The organism is Streptomyces sp. NPDC008079 (assembly GCF_042957385.1).
Classification (GTDB): domain Bacteria; phylum Actinomycetota; class Actinomycetes; order Streptomycetales; family Streptomycetaceae; genus Actinacidiphila.
In genome coordinates this window covers 1,365,534-1,384,991 of record NZ_JBIBIC010000001.1, presented here as the reverse complement: position 1 = coordinate 1,384,991, position 19,458 = coordinate 1,365,534, and the positions used below count along the sequence as shown (strand labels likewise).

Genomic DNA, 19,458 nt, shown 5'->3' with positions numbered 1-19,458 from the left:
GACTCAGCACAGCGACTCCGCTCAGAGCCGACCGAAAGGCGCACGACGATGGACTGGTTCCCGGATCAGGACGAATCCACGCTGGTACGTACGCCGATCCGTTTCGCCACCGGGTACGCGCATCCGGTGGCGGGCTCGCGGTGGTTCCGGGACACCGAGCGGCGCGACATCCAGGCGGAGCTGCCGGGCTGGCCTGCCGGGCCGGAGTACACCCTGCACTCCAAGACCACGCAGAAGGTCGACCGGGTCGGCGGCGGGCTGCTCGGCGGCATCGTGACCGCGCTGCATGTCGCCGTCGAGGCGGTGACCGGCGGCAACTCGGTGCAGGTCGGCGGGGCGTCGCGGTCGGCGCCGCAGGACCCGGCGAACGAGTCCGAGGACTTCCCGGTGATGTGGGCCGCGCCGGGGACCGTCGCGCGTACCGTGCCGTGGCAGTTGGACCCCGCGCGCAGCGCGGAGCGCACCCGCGTGGACGCGGTCGTCACCGAACGCCGCTTCCTGCTGCTGGGCGTCGGGCCCGACCTCACGGCGTCCGCCACCGTCCTGTGGGAGACGCCCCGCGAGTCGGTGGGCGGCGCCGAGCAGTTGGCGTTCAGCGAGGGCGGGCACGATGTGCGCGTCACCTTCACCGACGGGTCGTGGGTACGGCTGTCCACCGGAGCGGCCGACAAATTCGCCGGGGTGCTGGCCGAGCGGCGCAAGCCGCTGCCCGAGTCCGAACTGACCGCGGGACAGCGCGAGCGGCTGGCCCGTTTCGTCGGCGAACTGCCCGCCACGGCGCAGCCGCCGCGCGCCTTCCGGCTGGCCAGCGGCGCCGTCCTCGTCGAGTCCCAGGTCCCGGCGAAAGTCGGCAAGGGGCTGTTCGAGACCCACTCCGTCATCATGGGCGAGTCCGGCGAACCGGCCCGCCCGCAGCCCGGCGACCTCTGACCCCGACGGTCCTCGGCCGCCGTCCGAAGCCCACCGCCCGAAGCCCACCGCCCGAAGCCCAGCCGTCCAACGCCCCGCTGTCCAAGGCCCCGACTCCCCTTGACGACCTCTGCCGTCCAGAACCTCTAGGCGAGACCACCATGACGACTCCCCCTCCGGACGCCACCACCCCGGAAACCCCCGCCGCGGCGGGCCCGACAGCCGCGGCGGACGACACCGGCCTCGAACTCCAGGCCGTCGAGATGTCGGACGTCCCCCCGCTGTCCTTCGTCGTCCCCGAGTCCTTCCACGGACTGCCGATCGCGGCCACCCCCGAGGAGCGCGCCGCGCTCGCCGAGGAGTTCGTACGGGAGATGTACCCGGAGGGCAACGACGACCTGTGGACGCCCGCCGCCCCGTACTACGCGGCGCTCGGCGAGGCGATGGGCGACCGGGGACTCGCGTACTCCGCGATGGGCCTGTTCTCCATCGACGAGGGCATAGCCCACTGCTCCTTCACGGTCGCCGCGATCGCCTCCGACCACCCCTCCCCCGAGGTCGCCGCGCTCGGCATCCGGGAGATCCTGGTCCGCGAGGAGACCAACGACGCCCGCTGGCTCGACCTGCCCTGCGGCCCCGCCGTCTCCTGCGTGACCCTGCGCGAATACGTCATCGGCGCCGAACTCACCGCCAGCGGCGAAGAGGTCAAGCTCCAGATGGGCCAGGTGCAGGTGTACGTGCCCTTCCCCACCGGCCCCTACACCGCGGTCTTCACCCTGGACACCGCGGCCGTCAACTACTGGGGCGAATTCAGCGAGCTGACGATGGCCATCCTGCGCAGCGTCAGCTTCGCGGACGACGACGGCACCGTCGGCGACGGCACCGCAACGGCATCCGCGGCCGAGGACGGACCCGCAAGCGGGAACAGAAACGGGAACGGCCAGACCGTGACGCCGACCGGCCCCGGCGCGAGCACGGGCGCCGACACGGGCACGGGCCCCGGCACCGGCACAGCCACCGGCACGACCTCACCGCAGGCCGACCGATGACGGCGCCGCTTCCCGGCACGCCCCAGGACCCGGAAGCGGCCGGACCCCCCACCGGACCCCCCACCGGACTCGCGGCCGGACCCCCCACCGGATTCGCCCGCGTGTGGGAAGCAGGCCGGATCGGCTCCCCGACCCGCGGCGCCGCCTGGGCACGCTGCGCCGTCACTCTGCTGTTCACCGTGCTCGCCACCGTCGCGGTCGCGGTCGGCTGGTCGCACGCCACCTACGCGGGCTCCTTCGCCGTGGCGGGCGTCGCCCTGATCGTGGTGACCGCCTCGGTCACCATGGTGCTGACGCTGTACTGGCTGCACGGCTCCATCGGTCAGGTCATGTGCGGTTTCCTCCTTCTGCTCTTCTGCATGTTCGTCGGTGGTTACGCCGTCTCCAGCGCGCTGTTCGCGGCGCGCGGTGAGGTGTCCACCGGTGTGATCACCGAGTACACGAACCGCACGACGCTGCGTACGTCCTGGGAGTCGTGCCGGGTCCGGCTGGACAGCGGCGCCATGGTCGACCGGGAGATCCGCTGCGACCGGGCGTCGGTCGGCAAGCACGTCACCGTGACGCAGGACCCCTCCGGCATCGCCGCCCCCGCGTTCGGCGATCGCACCGACGGCTCACCGGTCCTCTCCGGCTTCGTCGGCGGCGCCTTCCTCCTGCTCGTCCTCACGATCGTGCGCGCCACCGCCGTCGGGGAGCGCTACCGGCTGACCGGCGCCGCCAGCCCCGCCGAGGGCCCGAACCCCGGCTACTACCCGCGTCGGCTGGCCTCCCCCGACTACGGCTCCCGCGCCTCCGCCTGACCGACCGCCGACGCCTGCCCCACCGGCAGGGAGGCCGGGCGGCCACCACTGCCTCCCCACCGGCACCCGCGACCCGCCGCCGGACGAACGCCCCCCGTACGCCCCGGCCTCAGCGGCTCTCCGCAGTCTGCGGCTCCGCCAGCGCGCCCCGCAGGAAGCCCTCGACCGCCTCGCACCACGCGTCGGGCTGGTCCCACGGGACGAGGTGACCGGCGTCCGGGATCTCCGCGTAACTGCCCCGGGGCAGCACCCGGACCATCTCCTGGGCCTCCGCGCGGCCCAGCTCGCCGTCGAGACCGCGGACGACGAGGGCGGGGCAGCCGACCCGCGCCAGCTCGTCCCAGTGGGCGTCACGTATCCAGGGGTCGCGGGAGCGCAGCAGATGGCGGGGCGCGTAGAGCGGGCGCCAGCCGTCGCCCCGCTCCTCCATGACCTCGGCGAAGAAGTCGCCCCTGGCCGGATTCGGCGGATCGGCCCACGGGTCCTCCACGCCGAACCACCGGCGCGCGTCGGCGAGCGTGTCGAAGGGCAGCGGCCAGGACCGCGTCCAGTCCTCCCACTCGCGCTGCCCGGCCTCGCCGAGCGCCGCCGCGCGCATGTCGCAGATGACCACCGCGGCCACGAGGTCGGGACGGCTCGCGGCGACCTGCCAGGCGGTGAGCGCCCCCATGGAGTGGCCGACCAGGGTGACCGGGCCGAGGTCGAGCTGTTCGACGGCGGCGACGGCGTCCGCCACGTACGCCTCCGGGGTGTACGGGCCCTCCGGCTTCGCGCTGCGTCCGTGGCCGCGCTGGTCGAGGGCGACGGCCCGGTAGCGCGAGGAGAGACGGCGGGCGGTCGGCGCCCAGTGCGAGGCGCGGCCGAGCAGGCCGTGCAGGAGGAGCACGCCGGGACGCCGGGCACCGGATCCGGGCCCGGGACCGGCTCCGGAACGGGAAGGGGAGTCACCAGCGGAACGGGAAGCGGAACCGGCCCCGGAATCCACCTCGGCCGCGTAGTCCCAGGCTGCGAGCCGGGCCCCGTCAGCCCCGATCACCTCGGTGCGCCGGGTCGTATGCCGCGTCGTGTGCCGAGCCGCCTGCCGCGTCGCGTGGCCGGCCATGTGCCCCACCCCCTTCCGTCGATCTCGTCCGTCCGGCCGCACGCTCGCGGCCGGCTCGTCCAGAACCCCCACGCTATCGAACTTTTATTCGAACAAGCTCGTCCCGCGCCCAACACCGCTCTTTCGAGTGACAACGCTCAAGGATTGGCCGCTCAGGCCGAGGGGAGGACTTCTGCGGGGCGCGGCACGCAGGGGAAGCGGGCCGCGGGAGGCACTCGGGAGGCTCGGGGTCCCGGGTCCTTCGAGGGGGTCCCAAGGGGAGGGACAAGGGGAGGAAGGGCCCCGACGCCGTTCGGCGGCGCCGGGGCCCTCACCCTTCAGGAAGGCACGAAGCCGTGGGGCTACCGCTTGGCCACGAAGACGTGCGAGGCGATCTCGGCGTCCAGTTCGGCCGCCTCGCCGCCGCTGCCGACGAGCACTCCGCCCGCCGACGACGTGACGCTGACCACGGCGCCCGGCTGCACACCGGCCCGCCGCAGCGTGTACATCACCTGCGCGTCGGTCTGGATCGGCTCACCGATCCTGCGCACCACGACGCTCGCCCCGGCGGCGCCCGGCTGCAGCTCGTTGAGACTGACCATGCCGTCCTCCAGGAACGGATCGGCCTCGCCCTTCTCGCCCAGCTCCTCGAGTCCGGGAATCGGGTTCCCGTACGGCGACTCGGTCGGGTGGCGCAGCAGTTCGAGCACGCGCCGCTCCACCGCCTCGCTCATCACGTGCTCCCAGCGGCACGCCTCCGCGTGCACCTGCTCCCACTCCAGGCCGATCACATCGACCAGCAGGCACTCGGCGATGCGGTGCTTGCGCATCACGCGGGTGGCGGTGCGGCGCCCCTCGTCGGTCAGCTCCAGATGCCGGTCGTTGGCGACGTGCAGCAGCCCGTCGCGCTCCATCCGCGCCACCGTCTGGGAGACCGTCGGGCCGCTCTGGTCGAGCCGCTCGGCGATTCGGGCGCGCATGGGGACCACACCCTCCTCCTCCAGCTCCAGGATGGTGCGGAGATACATCTCCGTCGTGTCGATCAATCCGGACATGCGCGCCCCTCGTTTGTTCGTGCGTGGCCCTCAACCAATTCTGACCCATAGCGCCGACAACGGTCCCCGATCCGGTCGTCGCCCTTTCTTGACACCGGCTCGCGGGGGCCGCACGGTGATCCGCATGAGTGAGCCTCGCGAGTCCCTGGCCGACCGATACTTCGACGCCGCGATCACCCTTCTGCACCGGATCAGGGACGAGGAGGCCGCCGGGATCCAGGCCGCCGCGGACGCCGTCGCCGACGCCATCGCCGCGGACGGGCGGGTCTTCGTCTTCGGTGCCGGCCACTCCTCGCTGCCCGCCCAGGACGTGGTCTACCGGGCGGGCGGCCTCGCCCTCATCAATCTACTGGCTGTTCCCGGCGTCGTCGGCGTGGACGTGATGCCCGCCACCTTGGGCAGCGCCCTGGAGCGGGTCGACGGCCTCGCGGGCGCCGTCCTGGACACCAGCCCCGTACGGCCGGGCGACGTCCTGTTCGTGATCTCCTTGTCCGGGCGCAACGCGCTGCCGGTCGAGATGGCGCAGAACGCCCGCGCCCTGGGCCTCACCGTGATCGGCGTCACCTCGGTCGCGTACGCCAAGGAGACGCGTTCCCGGCACGCCTCGGGCACCTTCCTCAAGGACCACTGCGACATCGTCCTCGACTCCAAGATCGCGGTCGGCGACGCGGAGCTGACCGACGACGCCATCCCCGCGCCCTTCGCCCCCGCCTCCACGGTCGTCATCAGCGCCCTGATGCAGGCCGTCGTCGCGACCGCCGCCACCGGGCTCGCCGCCCGCGGCGTCACCCCGCCCATGCTGCGCTCGGGCAACGTGGACGGCGGCCACGACTGGAACGGCCGGATCTTCGAGGAGTACCGGGAGCGGATCTTCTTCCGGCACTGACCGGCGACGGGCCGCCCGCACCGGCCTTCCCGCATCACCGACCGGCAGCAGGCCGCCCGCACCGGCGCTCCGGCACCGACCGGCCGCAGGCCCGCCCGCACCGGCCTTCGTCCACCGGGCGCCGACGCCCCGCGCGGGGCGTCGGCGCTCAACGGTCCCCCGTCAGCCCCGCCAGGTCCAGCGCCATGGCGACCCGCGCCGCGACGTCCTCCGCGTACGCCGCGTCCGCCCGGTCGAAGAGCCTGCGGCCCGAGCCGCGCAGGAAGGTGAGCGCGCCGACCGTACGGCCCCTGCTGCGCAGCACCGTGGCCAGCCCGTGCACGGTCCCGGAGGGCCAGCGCCTGGCCGCCGCCCACTCGTCGATCCGTTCACCGGTCGCCGGTTCGTCCGCCGTCAGCGCGCCGAAGCTGGCGCGTACGGTGCCGATCCGCTCCAGCGCCTGGAGGACGGGGTGGGCGACGTCGTAGCCGACCGGGATGGAGTTGTCCTCGGTGGCGTCGGCGGGACCGGGCTCGCCCGCCGGGGTCGCCGCGATCCGGATCAGGCGGCCCGCGTCGTCGGTGATGTCGACCAGGGCGTGGTCGGCGAATCCGGCCAGTGCGAAGTCGAGCTGCAAGGTCGCGGCCTCAAGGGCGCTCTCGCACTCGGCGGCGGCGCGGTCGGCGCGGTGGAGCTGCTGGTAGCGGAACCGCACCTGGGCCCCGTCCTTCTCCAGCGCCTTCTGCCGGGTGATGTCCAGGAAGAGCCAGCCCACGCCCAGCGGTACGGGTTCCTCGCCCAGCGGCGAACCGAGGCGGACGAATCCGCTGCGCCAGCAGTAGCGCCCGCCGGTCTCGTCGCCGCGCACAGTCACCCACAGGTCGGTGGTGGCGGGCGGCGCGCCCTCGGAGAGCACGTGCTGGAGTACGTTCTCCAACTCCTCGACGCCCTGGGCCAGCAGGTCGCCCAGCGGCCTGCCGAGCAGCGAGTCGCGGCCGGTGCGCAGCAGGCGGGCGGCGTGCGCGTTGACCACGGCGGGGCGCAGATCGGCGTCGATCAGTACCACACCCCATGAGGCGTCGGTGAAGAGCACTTCGCTGAGAGCGATCGACCGTTCCAGGTCGATCTGCGCGTGCACCTCGGAGAAGGCGCAATAGACGCCGCTCGGCTGCCCGTCGGCGCCCTGCACGGCCGCCGACTGGGTGCGGACGAGCACCCGGCGGCCGTCCTTGGTGACGAGCGCGAATTCGTGCACCTGGCGGCCGGGGCCGTCCATGGCGCCGAGCAGGCGTTCCTCGGTCTCGCGGGCGTCGGCCGTACGCGCCGCCCAGCCGGCGAATCCGTGCCGCCCGATCGCGTCCTGCGCGGTCCAGCCCAGGATGCGGACGGCTTCGGAGTTCCAGTGGGTGATCACGCCATGGCGGTCGAAGGCGCACAGGCCCGCTTCCATGCCGTCGAGGAGCGCGGCGAGCAAGTGCTCGTCGCCCTCGTGCCCGTCATGGGCCCCGTCCGGGGCAATGCCGTCGCCACCCCCCTGGCTCCCGTGGACTTCGCCACCGCTGTTGTCGCCACTGCCGCCGTCATCGAGCGGCTTTGATTGCGCGTCGAAAGGCTGCACGTCGCAACATTGAACTCTGGTGTGGGCTGCGTCACACGAGATTTCCATAAATAGGTTGTGCGGTTCCGGCCGGCTTCTTACTGTTGCGGGACACACGAAGGGAGGTGGTCTGACGCATGAAGTGCACTCGGACACGTGAGGTGGCTGCGGGCTAGCTCCGCGCACTGGGCGTGCGCGAAGCGCGCCAATCCCACGCAGTTCACCCGACCCGCGGGCTCGTCGGACTTGTCCGGCCGGTGCCCGGAGCCTCCTGGCTCCGGGGAGCAGCCCGCGGGTCGTTCGCGTTCCAGCAGGACCAGCGCTCCAGGACCAGCGCTCCGGCACCCGCGTTTTACGGCGCCAGGCGCTCGATTCCCCATCCGCCGTCCGCACCGCGCGTATAGCGCAGCCGATCGTGCAGCCGGTTCTCCCGGCCCTGCCAGAATTCGACGGTGCGCGGCTCGACCCTGAAGCCGCCCCAGAACGGCGGTACGGGCACGTCCGTCCCTTCAGGCCAGCGCGCGCACAGCTCCGCGTAGCGCGCCTCCAGCACCTCGCGCGAGGCCACCACGGCCGACTGCTCGCTCGCCCAGGCGCCGATCCGCGAACCGTACGGGCGGCTGCGGAAATACGCCGCCGTCTCGTCCCGCGGCACGCGCGCCGCCGAGCCCCCGACGATCACCTGGCGGGCGATCGGATGCCAGGGGAAGAGCAGCGCCAGGTGCGGGTTGGCGGCCAGCTCGCGGCCCTTGCGCGACGCGTAATTGCTGAAGAAAACGAATCCGCGCTGGTCGTAGCCCTTGAGCAGGACCGTACGGGAGCTGGGTACGCCGTCGGCGTCGGCCGTGGACACCACCATGGCGTTGGGTTCGGCGAGCGCGCCGTCGTCCCGTGCCCGTACGGCGTCGGCGAACCAGCGGGCGAACTGCTCGTAGGGGTCGGCCGCCAGGTCCGGCTCGGTCAGTCCCGCGGCCCGGTACTGCTCGCGCATCGCCGCCGGGTCCGCGGCCGGGAGGGGCCGCACCTGGCGCTCTTCATGTGGTTGTCGCACGGGCACATCTTGCAGGACGGCGGGTCCCGGCGCCGACGTCCGCGAATGTGCCGGAACTCACGCTGTCCGGCGCGTCCGGCAGCAAGGAGAATGACCGGCCGGGGCCAGGTCCTGTCCGGCGGATCGTGGGACGGTCCAGGCTGATCCGGATGGAGCAGGGTGACAGCCCCTCGGGCGGGGCATGACCGTGGGGTCGGCCCGTCCGGCACACTCCCGCCCGCACACCCCCGGGCACCGTCGTCGTCTCATTCATCAGGCACTGCCGCACCACCGCACTGTCGTGATCATCAAGAGGAGCCGCCTCATGTCCGACTTCGTACCCGGACTCGAGGGAGTCATCGCGTTCGAAACGGAGATCGCCGAGCCCGACAAGGAAGGCGGTTCGCTGCGTTATCGCGGTGTCGACATCGAGGACCTGGTCGGCCATGTGTCCTTCGGGAACGTGTGGGGCCTGCTGGTCGACGGGAAGTTCAACCCCGGTCTGCCGCCCGCCGAGCCCTTCCCCATCCCGGTGCACTCCGGCGACATCCGGGTGGACGTGCAGTCCGCGCTCGCCATGCTCGCCCCGGTGTGGGGTCTCAGGCCGCTGCTGGACATCGACGAGGCGGAGGCGCGCGACGACCTCGCGCGCGCCGCCGTGATGGCGCTGTCGTACGTCGCCCAGTCCGCGCGCGGCCAGGGGCTGCCCATGGTGCCGCAGAAGGAGATCGACAAGGCGCACTCCATCGCCGAGCGGTTCATGATCCGCTGGCGCGGCGAGCCCGACCCCAAGCACGTCGCGGCGGTGGACGCGTACTGGACGTCGGCGGCCGAGCACGGCATGAACGCCTCCACCTTCACCGCCCGGGTCATCGCCTCGACCGGCGCGGACGTCGCCGCAGCGCTGTCCGGCGCGGTCGGCGCCATGTCGGGCCCGCTGCACGGCGGCGCGCCGTCCCGCGTCCTCGGCATGATCGAGGAGATCGAGCGGACCGGGGACGCGGAGGCGTACGTGAAGGCCGCCCTCGACAAGGGTGAGCGCCTGATGGGCTTCGGCCACCGCGTCTACCGCGCGGAGGACCCGCGGGCGCGCGTGCTGCGGCGTACGGCGCGCGAGCTGGGCGCGCCGCGCTACGAGGTCGCGGAGGCGCTGGAGAAGGCGGCGCTCGCCGAGCTGCACGCCCGCCGCCCCGACCGGGTGCTCGCCACGAACGTCGAGTTCTGGGCGGCGATCATGCTGGACTTCGCGGAGGTCCCGGCGCACATGTTCACCTCGATGTTCACCTGCGCCCGTACGGCCGGCTGGTCCGCGCACATCCTGGAGCAGAAACGTACCGGCCGCCTTGTCAGGCCCTCGGCGCGCTACGTGGGGCCCGGTGTCCGCGGACCGCGGGACATCGAGGGTTTCGCGAGCATCGCGCACTGAACCGCGGCGCATTTCGGCGCAGGGCGCGGGAGGGCCGTCGGGCCGGTCCTCGCGCGCCCCTTCGCCGTTTCGCGCGCCGGTGCGCGACGCGGGGCCAGGTGCCCGGCCGGCCGGGGCGCACACCCTGTGTGACACCGTCTCACCCGATGGAACGCTCCCGGAAACACGCCCGTGACGGACTACGCTGCGACCGTGGCCGATATCGAGATTCCCGCTGACATCAAGCCCGCCGACGGACGATTCGGGGCGGGCCCCTCCAAGGTGCGGACGGAAGCGCTCGAAGCGCTGGCCGCGACCGGGACGTCCCTGCTCGGTACCTCCCACCGGCAGGCGCCGGTGAAGAACCTGGTGGGCCAGGTCCGCCAGGGAGTCAAGGAGCTCTTCTCGCTGCCCGACGGCTACGAGGTGGTGCTCGGGAACGGCGGCTCGACCGCGTTCTGGGACATCGCCACGCACGGGCTGATCGACAGCAAGTCGCAGCACCTGTCCTTCGGCGAGTTCTCGTCGAAGTTCGCGAAGGCGGCGCAGCTCGCGCCGTGGCTCCAGGAGCCGACGATCGTGAAGTCGGAGCCGGGTACGCACCCGGAGCCGGTCGCCGAGGCGGGCGTCGACGTATACGCCTTCACGCACAATGAGACGTCCACGGGTGTCGCGGCGCCGCTGCGCCGGGTCGCGGGCGCGGACGACGGGGCCCTGGTCCTGGTGGACGCCACCTCGGGCGCGGGCGGTCTGCCCGTCGACATCACCGAGACGGACGTCTACTACTTCGCGCCGCAGAAGAACTTCGCGGCCGACGGCGGGCTGTGGGTCGCCGCCTTCTCCCCCGCCGCGCTGGAGCGGGCGGCCTCGGTCGCCGCGTCCGGGCGGCACATCCCGGCGTTCTTCGACCTGCCGACGGCGATCGACAACTCGGTGAAGAACCAGACGTACAACACCCCGGCGCTGTCGACGCTCTTCCTGCTCAAGGAGCAGCTCGAGTGGATCAACGGCCAGGGCGGTCTGGAGTGGGCGGTCAAGCGCACCGCCGACTCCGCGTCGCGGCTGTACGGCTGGGCGGAGAAGTCCTCCTTCGCGACGCCGTTCGTGGCGGACCCCGCGCAGCGCTCGCAGGTCATCGGCACCATCGACTTCGAGGACGGCGTCGACGCGGCGGCCGTCGCGAAGGTGCTGCGGGCCAACGGGATCGTGGACACCGAGCCGTACCGCAAGCTGGGCCGCAACCAGCTCCGGGTCGCGATGTTCACGGCCGTCGACCCGGCCGACGTCGAGGCGCTGACCGCCTGCATCGACTACGTCATCGGTCAGCTCTGACCGCTGCCACACATACGGCAACCGCGACCCCGGCCAGGCAGGACGGCCGGGGTCGCGGCATACCGTCGTATTGTCGGCCCGCCCGGCCCGCTCATACCGCCCGTACGCCCGTACGCCCGTACCGCCCCTACGCCCGTACCGCCGCGCCCAGCCGGCGTCAGTCGCGGTGGCGTTCCCGGTTGCGGCGCAGCAGCTTGCGGGCGCCCACGCCGATGGCGCCGATCACGGCGAGCACCCCGATGCCCACGACCCTGCTGCCGGTGCTCGTGGTGCCGGTGTCCTTGGCCGTGCCCGGTGAGGCCCCGGGAGAGGCTGCGGAAGAGGCTTGAGAGCCCTTGTGGTCGTCCGCCGACGCGCTCGCCGAGGCGGCCACGCTGTCGGGCAGTTCGTCGCCGCTGAGCGGCGCGCGCCACACGTCGCTGTTCTTGCCCTCGCTGCCGAACATCAGATTCCGGCCGTCGGTGGTGAAGGTGACGGACTCGCCCTGCCGTTGCATGGGGACGTCGAGGCTGCCGATCTTGTGCGGGGCCCCGTCGGCCCAGCGGTAGCCGGTCGCCCCGAGGTAGCCGCGCAGCACCAGGCGGGTGCCGTCGGGCGAGAAGGCGCCGTCGGTCACCCAGGGGACGTCGGCTATGCGGTGGAAGGTGTTGACGCCGCCCGCGCTGAGCTCGGCCGGACCGGCGTAAAGCGCCCCGCCGTCCTGATTCTTGCTGGCGATGTACACCCGGCCCGTCTTCGGATGCACCATCAGGGCCTCGGCGTTACGGGGTCCCGCGTCGTAACGGACGGTGTAGCGGGTGACGTCGACGGTGCGGTCGCCGAGCTGCTTCGGCTCGGGGAAGCGGTAGATCCAGACCTCGGGCCAGGTGCCGCCCAGATTGTCGCCGATGTCGCCCACGTAGAGGTCGCCGTCGGGGCCCAGGGAGATCGCCTCCACGTCCCGCGCGTGGATGCCGCGCATGGTCACCCTGGCCACGGTCTTGCCGGTGGCCGAGTCGACGGCGTAGACGTACGGGCCGTCGTCGCTGTCGTTGTGCGTCCAGTACACGCCGGGGTGGAGGCGGCTGGCGGCCAGGCCGCTGGACTCGGTGATCCGCGGGTCGCGGAGGGAGAAGGCGACCGAGGGGCCGCTGTCGGCGACGGCGGGTACGGCGGTGCCGCAGGCCAGGGCCACGGCGGCGCACGCGGCGGCCGTCAGGAGATACGCACGCATGCACCCCAGTGTCCCTGGTCGGCGGGCGGTCGGGGATGATGCCCGGCATGCGTTACCTATTCGTCGGCGACTCCATGACCGTGGGCGCCGCGGGCGACTACACGTGGCGCTACCGCATGTGGCAGCACCTGAACGAGCTGGGCGAGCCGTTCACGGTGGTGGGGCCGCGCACCACGCTGTACGACACGGCGGCCGGCGCGGCCGTCTCCTCCGACTACGCCGACCCGTTGTTCCCGGAGCGGGCCAGGCGGCATCTGGCGGGCTGGGGCGAGGGCTGGCACCACATGGTGCCGATGATCGGCGACGTCGTACGGGAGCACCGCCCGGACGTGCTGCTGATATCGCTCGGCCTGATCGACCTCGGCTTCTACACCGACGCCGAGCAGACCGCGCGCAATGTGGAGCGGTTCATCGCGGCGGCCCGCGCGGCGGGCCCCGCGCTGCGGATGGTGCTGCTGCCGGTCATCCCCAACACCAGGGCCGATCTGGATCCGGGCTTCGCGGACCAGTGCGCGGAGCTGAACACCCGCATGGCGAAGGCGGTCGCCGAGCACGACTCGCCCGCCTCGCCGCTGCTGCTGGCCTCCCGCCCCGAGGGGTACGACATCCTGCTCCACACCTATGACGGCACCCATCCCAACGCGGCGGGCGAGCACAAATTGGCGGCGGCTTTCGCGGACGCGATGTACCAGGCGTGGGACATCGGGGCGCCCTACAACGAGTACTGAGCCGAACGGCGCCAGGCCCGCGGGCCGAACGGCGGACGACGCCGCGGGTGCCCCCCGGATTGCCCCTTGATTCGAGCGCACTCCAAGAGCTTGGCTGAACGCCATGGAGTACACACAGCTCGGACGTACCGGCCTCAAGGTCAGCCGTCTGGTTCTCGGCACGATGAACTTCGGCCCGGAGACGGATGAGGCGGACAGCCACTCGATCATGGACGCGGCCCTCGCGGCGGGCGTCAACTACTTCGACACCGCCAACGTCTACGGCTGGGGTGAGAACAAGGGCCGCACCGAGAAGATCATCGGCACCTGGTTCGCCAAGGGCGGCGACCGCCGCGACAAGACGGTGCTGGCCACCAAGGTGAACGGCTACATGGGCACCGCGGACGAACCCTGGCCGAACCACGACAAGCTCAGCGCGCTCAACATCCGGCGCGCCGTCGAGGCCAGCCTCAAGCGGCTGAACACCGATTACATCGACGTCTACCAGTTCCACCACGTCGACCGGGACACTCCGTGGGAGGAGATCTGGCAGGCGATCGACGTCCTGATCCAGCAGGGCAAGATCCTCTACGCCGGGTCGAGCAACTTCGCGGGCTGGCACATCGCGCAGGCCAACGAGGCGGCGGCGCGGCGCGGTTCGCTCGGTCTGATCACCGAGCAGTGCCTGTACAACCTGGCGGAGCGGCGGGCGGAGATGGAGGTCATCCCGGCGGCGCGGCACTACGGCCTCGGCGTGATCCCCTGGTCGCCGCTGAACGGCGGTCTGCTCGGCGGCGCGCTGCGCAAGCAGCGCGAGGGCGGCGGCGCGCGTTCCACCAGCGGGCACACCGCGAAGGCGCTCCAGGACGGCAAGCTGCGCGACCAGGTCCAGGCGTACGAGGACCTGTGCGACAAGCACGGCCTCCAGCCCGGTGACGTCGGTCTCGCCTGGCTCCTCACCCGTCCGGGTGTGACCGGTCCGATTGTCGGCCCGCGCACCCAGGACCAGCTCGACTCGGCGCTGCGCGCGCTGGAGCTGGAGCTGTCGGAGGAGTTCCTGGCGGCGCTCGACGAGATCTTCCCCGGTCCTGGGCCGTCCCCGGAAGCCTTCGCCTGGTAGGTCCCGGCACCGAGGGAACCCAGAGGAACCCTGAGGAACACGGCGGGTACGGCGGGCGCGGCGCTCGGAACAGCCGCGGCGGCCGTGCCCGCCGAGCCGTGATCCGGCCCGGACGGCCGGATGGCCAGGCGGCCATGCGGCCCCCGCGCAGCCGGGCGGTGTGGACGGACTGTCCGGGGTGCCGCCGCGGGTCAGCCCAGCGCGGCGGCGACGACCACCACCACGAGCATCAGGACGAAGGCGGCGGTCATCACACGAGTACGGGTCTTGGGGTCCACACCCCGAGGTTAACCGGCCCCGGTCACCCCTCCGGCCGGTGGGCCGCCGGGCGCCCCAGCGGCCAGGACTCCTGCGTCGTGTAGCGGGGCTGCTCGCCGGGGACCCCGGAGCGCGGCAGGGCGCTGCTGACCAGGTGGAGGGTGTCGGCGCTCCAGGCCGCCCCGTGGAGGGCGGTGAGGGCGTCGGCGAAGGGCCGCAGGCTCACCGCGTGGCCGCGCTGGGCGCGGGCCAGGGTGAGGTGGGGCCGGAAGGCGTGCTCCGCGTCGGGTGGCGCGCCCGCCCGCCGGGCCGCGTCCCGTACGGAGCCGGCCAGCGCGGCGAGACCGGTCAGGTCGCCGTCGGCGCCCGCCCACAGCGCGCGGTCGCCGAACCGGCCGCCGCCGGACAGCCGCAGTGCGCAGGGATCGTGACGGGCGGCGGCCCGGCCGAGGCGTTCCGCCAGCTCAGGTCTGACGGGGTCGGCCACCTCGCCGAGGAAGGCGAGGGTGAAGTGCCAGCTCTCCCGGGCGGTCCAGCGCAGCGCCGAGGCGTCGGGCAGACGCCTCAACGGGCCGACCGCGTCGGCCAGTTCGTCGGCGACGGACGGTGGCGGCAGCAGCGCGACGAAGAGCCTCACGGCACCGGCCGTACCGGGACCGGGCGAGCCGTGGCCCAGCGAGCCGTGACCGGGCGGCCCGGAACCCGCCGGGCCGGAGCGAGGCATGCCATAAGCAGGCGTGCCCGAACCGACCGGGCCGGAACCGGCCGTGCCCGAACCGACCGGGCCGGAACCGGCCGTGCCGGAACCGACCCGGCGGGGGCCACCGCCCGCACCGGCTCCGTGAACCCGCGCGGGCTCATACGGGCCGCGCCTGGGACCGGGTCCGGGACTGAGCCTGGGACCGGTCCCGCGCCTGGGCCGCTGCCCGCACCGGCCCCGTGAGCCCGCGCGGGCTCATACGGCCGGGGTGAGCCGGGGCGCCGACTCGTCGTCCTGAGGCTGGGTCTGAGGCCGCGCCTGGGCCTGGGACCGGTCCCGCGCCTGGGACGTGGCCCGCGCCTGGCCCTGAGGCGTCGGCGTCTTCGCGTTCGGGCCGGGCGCCGGAGCGCCCTCCCCCGCCGCCTCCGGCGCGTCCTCGGCGTCCACGTCGCCGGTGACCGGCTCGCGGGGCACGAAGGAGAGCAGGGGCCGGCCCTTGGCCCTGCCGCGGCGCAGGTTCAGACGGGGCCGGAGGCCCCCGATCCGCGCCAGGACGACGGCGACGGCCACCGCGGCCACCGCGGAGATCAGGCCGCCGGACAGGAAGCCGACGCGGGCGCCGTAGGTGTCGGTCACCCAGCCCATCACCGGACCGCCGATCGGGGTGCCGCCGACGAAGACCATCATGTACAGGCTCATCACCCGGCCGCGCATGACGGGTTCGGTGGCGAGCTGGACGGTGGCGTTGGCCGTCGTGTTGAAGGTCAGGCCGAAGATGCCGATCGGGACCAGCAGGACGGCGAAGATCCAGAAGGCGGGCGCCACGGCCGCGGCGGCCTCCAGCAGCCCGAAGACGCAGGCCGCGGCGACCAGCATGCGCAGCCGGGTACGGGTGCGGCGGGCGGCGAGCAGCGCGCCGAGCAGGGAACCGGCCGCCATCAGGGTGTTGAGCAGGCCGTAGGTGCTGGCGCCGCTGTGGAAGACCTGGTTGACGAAGGCGGAGAGCCAGATCGGGAAGTTGAAGCCGAAGGTGCCGATGAAGCCGACCAGGACGATCGGCCAGATGAGGTCCGGCTTGCCCGCCACGTAGCGCAGGCCCTCGCGGAGCTGGCCCTTGCCGCGGGGCACGCGGTCGACCCGGTGCAGCTCGGAGGTGCGCATCAGCAGCAGGCCGACGAGCGGGGCCATGAAGGACAGGCCGTTGAAGAGGAAGGCCCAGCCGCTGCCGACGGCCGTGATCATCACACCGGCGACGGCGGGGCCGATCAGGCGCGCGGACTGGAAGTTCGCGGAGTTGAGCGAGACCGCGTTGCGCACATGGCTCGGGCCGACCATCTCCATGACGAAGGTCTGCCGCGCGGGGTTGTCGATCACGGTGACCATGCCGAGCAGGAAGGCGATCGTGTAGACGTGCCAGACCTGGACGACACCGCTGAGGGTGAGGGCGGCCAGCAGGAGTCCCAGGAGGCCGAGTACTGCCTGGGTGAGGATCAGGATCTGCCGCTTGGGGTAGCGGTCGGCGATGACGCCGCCCCAGAGGCCGAAGAGCAGCATCGGCAGGAATTGCAGCGCGGTGGTGATGCCCACCGCGAAGGACGAGCCGGTGATGCTGAGCACCAGCCAGTCCTGGGCGATCCGCGACATCCAGGTGCCGGTGTTGGACACCACGGCGCCGGTCGCGAAAAGCCGGTAATTGCGGACCTTGAGCGAGCTGAAGGTGCTCGTCCTGCCGTCCTCGGGTCGGTCAGGTTCGGTTGCGGTGCCTGGTCCGGCTGCCGAACTCAATCGGGTCTCGCCTCCCCTTCAACAGGTGGTCGGTCATGCTGTCCGATGGCTCGCGCGGCACAGGTGTCGTACGGGTCATACAGCTCGTGCGGTGCATACGGTCGTGCGGTTCGTGCGGGTCGTGCTGGTCATACGGTTCGTGCAGGTCATACGGTCATACGGTTCGTGCAGGTCACACGCTTCGTGCTGGTCATGCGGTCATACGGTTCACGCGCGTCGTACGACGTCCTACCGGTCACAGGTGAGCGAGCTTCTCCAGGACGGGAGCCGCCTCGCGGAGCACCGCGCGCTCCTCGTCGGTCAGCCCCTCGGTGAGCCGGGCCAGCCAGGCGTTCCGCGTGTCGCGGGCGTCGGCGAGGATCGCCTCGGCCTGCTCGGTCTGGCTCACCACGACCTGGCGCCGGTCGTCGGGGTGGGGTTCCCGGCGGACCAGCCCCTTGGCCTCGAGCATCGCCACGATGCGGGTCATCGACGGCGGCTGCACGTGTTCCCTGCGGGCCAGTTCGCCAGGGGTGGCGGACCCGCAGCGGGCCAGGGTGCCCAGCACCGCCATCTCGGTCGGGCTGAGCGTCTCGTCGACACGCTGGTGGCGCAGTCGGCGGGACAGGCGCATCACCGCGGAGCGCAGCGAATTCACCGCGGCGCGGTCGTCCTCGGACAGTTCGGTCACGTTCATTAGGTTAGCTCATTAGCTAATCTAAGTAAAACTTGGCCAAGCGGGACCCCACTCAACCCTCATGTGCCCTTATCTCACCCATACGGGTGAGATGGCCGCCGAAAGTCCCCCGCGGCGGCCCCCCGTCCGGGGACCTTTGGGCGTATGGCATCGAGAGTGCTCAGCCTCCGCATAGACGCAGACCTGTGGGACCGGATCCGCGACCATGCCGCCAAACGCGGAATGAGCGCCCAGGACTATGTGGTCCAGGCGCTCATCCGTGACGACTTCGACGAACGGTTCAAGACGGCCGTCGACGAGACGGAGCGGTTCTACGGGCAGGACGGGCCGCTGAGCGGACCCGCCCCCACCCCTCAGGCACCGGCTCAGAGCAGGCCGAGCGCGGGCATCAGGTAGTAGAAGGCGAAGACCGCGGCCACGGCGTAGAGCGCGACCGGCACCTCGCGCCAGCGGCCGGCGGCCAGCCGCAGCAGGCAGAAGCTCAGGAAGCCGATGCCGATGCCGTTGGTGATCGAGTACGTGAACGGCATCATCACCATAGTCAGGAACGCCGGCACCGCGATGGTGAAGTCGCTCCAGTCGATCTCCCGGACCGAGCCCGCCAGGATCAGGAAGCCGACCGCGACCAGGGCGGGCGTGGCCGCCTGGGCCGGGACCATGGTGGCCAGCGGTGTGAAGAACAGCGCGAGCACGAACATCAGGCCGGTCACGATGCTGGCGAGACCGGTCCTGGCGCCCTCGCCGACGCCCGCCGTGGACTCCACGAAGCAGGTGTTGGCGGACGAGGAGGAGGCGCCGCCGACGGCGGTGGCGATGCCGTCGATCATCAGCACCTTGTTGATGCCGGGCAGGTCGCCCTTCTCGTCGAGCAGATCCGCCTCGTCGCTGACGCCGAGGATGGTGCCCATCGCGTCGAAGAAGCAGGACAGCAGCACGGTGAAGACGAAGAGCACGCCGGTCAGGATGCCGACCTGGTGGAAGCCGCCGAAGAGGCTGACCTTGCCGATGAGGCCGAAGTCGGGGCTGGCGACCGGGTTGCCGGGCCACTTGGGAACAGTGAGGCCCCAGTTGGCGGCGGGGATGTCGGCGACGGCGTCCACGATCACCGCGAGGACCGTCATGGCGACGATGGAGATCAGGATCGCGCCCGCGACCTTGCGGATGATCAGCGCCAGGGTGAGCAGCGTGCCGAGGATGAAGATCAGCACGGGCCAGCCGTTGAGGTGGCCGTCGGAGCCGAGCTGGAGCGGCACGGTGGTGTGAGCGGCGTCCGGGATACGGGTGACGAAGCCGGAGTCGACCAGGCCGATCAGCATGATGAACAGGCCGATGCCGATCGCGATGCCCTTGCGCAGGCCGAGCGGCACCGCGCTCATCACGCGCTCCCGCAGCCCGGTGGCGACCATGATCATGATCGCGAAACCGGCGAGCACGACCATGCCCATCGCGTCCGGCCAGCTCATCTTGGGCGCGAGCTGGAGGGCGACGACGGTGTTCACGCCGAGCCCGGCGGCGAGCGCGATCGGCACATTGCCGACCACGCCCATCAACAGGGTGGTGAAGGCGGCGGTGATCACGGTCGCGGTGACGAGCTGGCCGCCGACCAGGTGGTGGCCGTACTTGTCCACGGCGGAGCCGAGGATGATCGGGTTGAGCACGATGATGTACGCCATCGCGAAGAACGTGGCGAGACCGCCGCGAATCTCCCTCGGGATGCTGGACCCGCGCTCGGAGATCCGGAAATAGCGGTCAAGGCCGGGGGCGGCGGGCGGCATACGGGTCCTCAAGGTGCTCAGCTTGGATGATCATACGAACAAATTCGGCCAGCGCGTGGCTGCTTCAGTATGAATAAACAACTTGTCAAACGCCATCTGCG

Annotated in this window: 18 protein-coding genes; 9 read left to right on the top strand and 9 right to left on the bottom strand. The window is 72.0% G+C overall.

Annotated features, from left to right (window positions below):
• Positions 1-48 precede the first annotated feature (48 nt).
• The 3 genes from ACFZAM_RS06105 (at position 49) to ACFZAM_RS06095 (ending at position 2,758) form a co-directional block, all read left to right on the top strand.
• Positions 49-930 carry a hypothetical protein gene (locus tag ACFZAM_RS06105; RefSeq protein WP_391043117.1) on the top strand — a complete coding sequence of 294 codons (882 nt, stop codon included), beginning with the start codon at positions 49-51 and terminating at the stop codon, positions 928-930.
• 140 nt (positions 931-1,070) lie between these two features.
• Positions 1,071-1,958 (top strand): hypothetical protein, encoded by an 888-nt coding sequence (locus tag ACFZAM_RS06100; RefSeq protein ID WP_391043114.1) that lies wholly within the window; start codon positions 1,071-1,073, stop codon positions 1,956-1,958.
• Positions 1,955-2,758: a hypothetical protein gene (locus tag ACFZAM_RS06095; protein ID WP_391043113.1), complete on the top strand. Its 804-nt coding sequence runs from the start codon at positions 1,955-1,957 to the stop codon at positions 2,756-2,758. Before ACFZAM_RS06100 ends, ACFZAM_RS06095 begins: the two co-directional genes overlap by 4 nt.
• Before the next feature lie 109 nt (positions 2,759-2,867).
• On the opposite strand, the gene ACFZAM_RS06090 is transcribed toward ACFZAM_RS06095, so the two are convergent.
• Both ACFZAM_RS06090 and ACFZAM_RS06085 read right to left on the bottom strand, forming a co-directional pair.
• A complete protein-coding gene (locus ACFZAM_RS06090) occupies positions 2,868-3,860 on the bottom strand; it encodes an alpha/beta fold hydrolase (RefSeq protein WP_391043111.1) in 993 nt (330 codons plus the stop codon).
• A 341-nt stretch (positions 3,861-4,201) separates the two neighbouring features.
• Positions 4,202-4,894 carry a metal-dependent transcriptional regulator gene (locus ACFZAM_RS06085; RefSeq protein ID WP_188279958.1) on the bottom strand — a complete coding sequence of 231 codons (693 nt, stop codon included), beginning with the start codon at positions 4,892-4,894 and terminating at the stop codon, positions 4,202-4,204.
• 124 nt (positions 4,895-5,018) lie between these two features.
• Between ACFZAM_RS06085 and ACFZAM_RS06080 the strand changes: the two genes are divergently transcribed.
• Positions 5,019-5,780 (top strand): SIS domain-containing protein, encoded by a 762-nt coding sequence (locus ACFZAM_RS06080; protein ID WP_355337455.1) that lies wholly within the window; start codon positions 5,019-5,021, stop codon positions 5,778-5,780.
• A gap of 148 nt (positions 5,781-5,928) precedes the next feature.
• Here ACFZAM_RS06080 and ACFZAM_RS06075 read toward each other — a convergent pair whose 3' ends face one another.
• Together ACFZAM_RS06075 and pdxH are read right to left on the bottom strand one after the other, a co-directional pair.
• Positions 5,929-7,425 (bottom strand): PAS domain-containing protein, encoded by a 1,497-nt coding sequence (locus tag ACFZAM_RS06075; RefSeq protein WP_391043110.1) that lies wholly within the window; start codon positions 7,423-7,425, stop codon positions 5,929-5,931.
• A gap of 283 nt (positions 7,426-7,708) precedes the next feature.
• On the bottom strand, positions 7,709-8,347 hold the full coding sequence (gene pdxH, locus ACFZAM_RS06070; protein ID WP_391043571.1) for a pyridoxamine 5'-phosphate oxidase: 639 nt from the start codon (positions 8,345-8,347) through the stop codon (positions 7,709-7,711).
• A 364-nt stretch (positions 8,348-8,711) separates the two neighbouring features.
• Here pdxH and ACFZAM_RS06065 point away from each other — a divergent pair, with 364 nt between their 5' ends.
• A complete protein-coding gene (locus tag ACFZAM_RS06065; RefSeq protein WP_355337452.1) occupies positions 8,712-9,812 on the top strand; it encodes a citrate synthase 2 in 1,101 nt (366 codons plus the stop codon).
• Positions 9,813-10,004: 192 nt separating this feature from the next.
• Positions 10,005-11,123: a phosphoserine transaminase gene (gene serC, locus ACFZAM_RS06060; RefSeq protein ID WP_391043108.1), complete on the top strand. Its 1,119-nt coding sequence runs from the start codon at positions 10,005-10,007 to the stop codon at positions 11,121-11,123.
• Positions 11,124-11,280: 157 nt separating this feature from the next.
• On the opposite strand, the gene ACFZAM_RS06055 is transcribed toward serC, so the two are convergent.
• On the bottom strand, positions 11,281-12,336 hold the full coding sequence (locus ACFZAM_RS06055) for a hypothetical protein (protein WP_391043106.1): 1,056 nt from the start codon (positions 12,334-12,336) through the stop codon (positions 11,281-11,283).
• Positions 12,337-12,383: 47 nt separating this feature from the next.
• Between ACFZAM_RS06055 and ACFZAM_RS06050 the strand changes: the two genes are divergently transcribed.
• Positions 12,384-13,064 (top strand): GDSL-type esterase/lipase family protein, encoded by a 681-nt coding sequence (locus ACFZAM_RS06050; protein ID WP_391043103.1) that lies wholly within the window; start codon positions 12,384-12,386, stop codon positions 13,062-13,064.
• A gap of 103 nt (positions 13,065-13,167) precedes the next feature.
• Positions 13,168-14,163, top strand: a complete 996-nt coding sequence (locus ACFZAM_RS06045) for an aldo/keto reductase (RefSeq protein ID WP_391043100.1) — start codon at positions 13,168-13,170, stop codon at positions 14,161-14,163.
• Positions 14,164-14,464: 301 nt separating this feature from the next.
• Here ACFZAM_RS06045 and thpR read toward each other — a convergent pair whose 3' ends face one another.
• From thpR to ACFZAM_RS06030, 3 genes are all read right to left on the bottom strand, one after another.
• Entirely contained in the window at positions 14,465-15,058 is a 594-nt protein-coding gene (gene thpR / locus ACFZAM_RS06040) for an RNA 2',3'-cyclic phosphodiesterase (protein ID WP_391043099.1), read from the bottom strand.
• A 318-nt stretch (positions 15,059-15,376) separates the two neighbouring features.
• A complete protein-coding gene (locus tag ACFZAM_RS06035; protein WP_391043097.1) occupies positions 15,377-16,906 on the bottom strand; it encodes an MFS transporter in 1,530 nt (509 codons plus the stop codon).
• A 235-nt stretch (positions 16,907-17,141) separates the two neighbouring features.
• Positions 17,142-17,582, bottom strand: coding sequence for a MarR family transcriptional regulator (locus tag ACFZAM_RS06030; protein ID WP_355337431.1), 441 nt, complete (start codon positions 17,580-17,582; stop codon positions 17,142-17,144).
• 144 nt (positions 17,583-17,726) lie between these two features.
• Here ACFZAM_RS06030 and ACFZAM_RS06025 point away from each other — a divergent pair, with 144 nt between their 5' ends.
• On the top strand, positions 17,727-17,978 hold the full coding sequence (locus ACFZAM_RS06025) for a ribbon-helix-helix protein, CopG family (RefSeq protein WP_355337428.1): 252 nt from the start codon (positions 17,727-17,729) through the stop codon (positions 17,976-17,978).
• Here ACFZAM_RS06025 and ACFZAM_RS06020 read toward each other — a convergent pair.
• Positions 17,948-19,357, bottom strand: a complete 1,410-nt coding sequence (locus ACFZAM_RS06020; RefSeq protein WP_391043570.1) for a solute carrier family 23 protein — start codon at positions 19,355-19,357, stop codon at positions 17,948-17,950. The two genes, ACFZAM_RS06025 and ACFZAM_RS06020, sit on opposite strands and share 31 nt — an antisense overlap.
• Positions 19,358-19,458: the final 101 nt, after the last annotated feature.